Origin of the sequence: Lysobacter enzymogenes (genome assembly GCF_017168095.1) — a bacterium.
GTDB lineage: Bacteria > Pseudomonadota > Gammaproteobacteria > Xanthomonadales > Xanthomonadaceae > Lysobacter > Lysobacter enzymogenes_D.
On sequence record NZ_LXSD01000308.1, the window covers coordinates 20,001 to 23,204 of the forward strand.

The 3,204-nt window shown below is 54.4% G+C and carries 2 rRNA genes; both read left to right on the forward strand.

Going from position 1 to position 3,204, the window contains the following annotated elements:
* Window positions 1–32 precede the first annotated feature (32 nt).
* A 23S ribosomal RNA gene (locus A7A76_RS10610) occupies window positions 33–2,897 on the forward strand.
* A 169-nt stretch (window positions 2,898–3,066) separates the two neighbouring features.
* Window positions 3,067–3,181, forward strand: a 5S ribosomal RNA gene (gene rrf, locus A7A76_RS10615).
* Window positions 3,182–3,204 lie beyond the last annotated feature (23 nt).

A 3,204-nucleotide genomic window follows, 5' to 3' on the forward strand; every position in this document is an offset into this window, starting at 1 on the left:
CCCTATGGCTCCGAGGCGACTTGGGGTTATATGGTCAAGCGAATAAGCGCACACGGTGGATGCCTTGGCGGTCAGAGGCGATGAAGGACGTGGCAGCCTGCGAAAAGCGTGGGGGAGCTGGCAACAAGCATTGATCCCGCGATGTCCGAATGGGGAAACCCACCTAGCAATAGGTATCCTGCAGTGAATACATAGCTGCTGGAAGCGAACCCGGAGAACTGAAATATCTAAGTACCCGGAGGAAAAGAAATCAACCGAGATTCCCTAAGTAGTGACGAGCGAACGGGGACTAGCCCTTAAGTTGCATCAGCTTCAGCAAAAGAACCTGGAAAGGTTCGCCGTAGAAGGTGACAGCCCTGTATGCGAAGGGGCTGATGCGATGAAATCGAGTAGGGCGGGGCACGAGAAACCCTGTCTGAATATGGGGGGACCATCCTCCAAGGCTAAATACTCCTGACCGACCGATAGTGAACCAGTACCGTGAGGGAAAGGCGAAAAGAACCCTGGTGAAGGGAGTGAAATAGATCCTGAAACCGTGTGCGTACAAGCAGTAGGAGCCCGCAAGGGTGACTGCGTACCTTTTGTATAATGGGTCAGCGACTTACTGTTCGTGGCAAGCTTAACCGTATAGGGGAGGCGAAGGGAAACCGAGTCTGATAAGGGCGCATAGTCGCGGGCAGTAGACCCGAAACCGGGTGATCTAGTCATGCCCAGGGTGAAGGTTGAGTAACATCAACTGGAGGCCCGAACCCACTCCCGTTGCAAAGGTAGGGGATGAGGTGTGATTAGGAGTGAAAAGCTAATCGAACCCGGAGATAGCTGGTTCTCCTCGAAAGCTATTTAGGTAGCGCCTCATATGTATCCTCTTGGGGGTAGAGCACTGTTATGGCTAGGGGGTCATTGCGACTTACCAAACCATGGCAAACTCCGAATACCAAGACGGACTGTATGGGAGACACACGGCGGGTGCTAACGTCCGTCGTGAAAAGGGAAACAACCCAGACCCACAGCTAAGGTCCCAAATTCATCGCTAAGTGGTGAACGATGTGGAAAGGCACAGACAGCCAGGAGGTTGGCTTAGAAGCAGCCACCCTTTAAAGAAAGCGTAATAGCTCACTGGTCGAGTCGGTCTGCGCGGAAGATTTAACGGGGCTAAGCGATGAACCGAAGCTTGGGGTGCACACTTATGTGTGCGCGGTAGAGGAGCGTTCCGTAAGCCGATGAAGGTGGATTGAGAAGTCTGCTGGAGGTATCGGAAGTGCGAATGCTGACATGAGTAACGATAATGCGGGTGAAAAGCCCGCACGCCGAAAGCCCAAGGTTTCCTTGCGCAACGTTAATCGACGCAGGGTGAGTCGGCCCCTAAGGCGAGGCAGAAATGCGTAGTCGATGGGAAGCAGGTTAATATTCCTGCACCTCGCGTAAGTGCGATGGAGGGACGGAGAAGGTTAGGCAGGCCAGGCGTTGGTTGTCCTGGTGAGAGAGTTGAGGCGGTCCCCTTAGGCAAATCCGGGGGGGCAACGTTGAGACTAAGGACCGGCCCATTAGGGCTAGGCTGCTGATATCACGCTTCCAGGAAAAGCTCCTAAGCTTCAGCTTACGCAGACCGTACCGTAAACCGACACAGGTGGGCAGGATGAGAATTCTCAGGCGCTTGAGAGAACTCGGGTGAAGGAACTAGGCAAAATAGCACCGTAACTTCGGGAGAAGGTGCGCCCCTTTTGGTTCATAGCTGAGAGGGGCCGCAGTGACCAGGCCGCTGCGACTGTTTATCAAAAACACAGCACTCTGCAAACACGAAAGTGGACGTATAGGGTGTGACGCCTGCCCGGTGCTGGAAGGTTAATTGATGGGGTCAGCCGCAAGGCGAAGCTCTTGATCGAAGCCCCAGTAAACGGCGGCCGTAACTATAACGGTCCTAAGGTAGCGAAATTCCTTGTCGGGTAAGTTCCGACCTGCACGAATGGCGTAACGACAGCGGCGCTGTCTCCACCCGAGACTCAGTGAAATTGAAATCGCTGTGAAGATGCAGCGTTCCCGCGGCAAGACGGAAAGACCCCGTGAACCTTTACTATAGCTTTACATTGAACGTTGAGTTCGTCTGTGTAGGATAGGTGGGAGGCTATGAAACCATGGCGCTAGCTGTGGTGGAGCCATCCTTGAAATACCACCCTGTCGTGCTTGACGTTCTAACCTGGGCCCGTTATCCGGGTCGGGGACCATGTATGGTGGGTAGTTTGACTGGGGCGGTCTCCTCCCAAAGTGTAACGGAGGAGCACGAAGGTACGCTCAGCGCGGTCGGACATCGCGCACTGTGTGCAAAGGCATAAGCGTGCTTGACTGCAAGATCGACGGATCAAGCAGGTACGAAAGTAGGTCTTAGTGATCCGGTGGTTCTGTATGGAAGGGCCATCGCTCAACGGATAAAAGGTACTCCGGGGATAACAGGCTGATACCGCCCAAGAGTTCATATCGACGGCGGTGTTTGGCACCTCGATGTCGGCTCATCACATCCTGGGGCTGTAGTCGGTCCCAAGGGTATGGCTGTTCGCCATTTAAAGTGGTACGCGAGCTGGGTTCAGAACGTCGTGAGACAGTTCGGTCCCTATCTGTCGTGGGCGTTGGAGATTTGAGAGGGGCTGCTCCTAGTACGAGAGGACCGGAGTGGACGAACCTCTGGTGTTCCGGTTGTCACGCCAGTGGCACTGCCGGGTAGCTATGTTCGGAAGCGATAACCGCTGAAAGCATCTAAGCGGGAAGCGCGCCTCAAGATGAGATCTCCCGGGAGCTCGACTCCCCTAAAGGAACCATCAAGACTAGGTGGTTGATAGGCAGGGTGTGTAAGTGCAGCAATGCATTGAGCTAACCTGTACTAATGATCCGTGTGGCTTGACCATATAACCTCAAGTGGCCTTGGACTCGACGACGCGTCGACACTCCAGACCAAACACTGACTCGCTACATTCCAATCTATTCGCCGACAACGCAGTCCATCGCGTTGAAAGCACCCAACGAGAGCGTGCGCGCTACTTCAATCCATCGAAGACAGCGACCCTCCACCCTCTCCCTGGTGATAATAGCTGTGTGGAACCACCCGATCCCATCCCGAACTCGGAAGTGAAACGCATATGCGCCGATGGTAGTGTGGCTTAAGCCATGCAAGAGTAGGTCATCGCCAGGGGCTTTACACCGAAGGCCGGATCC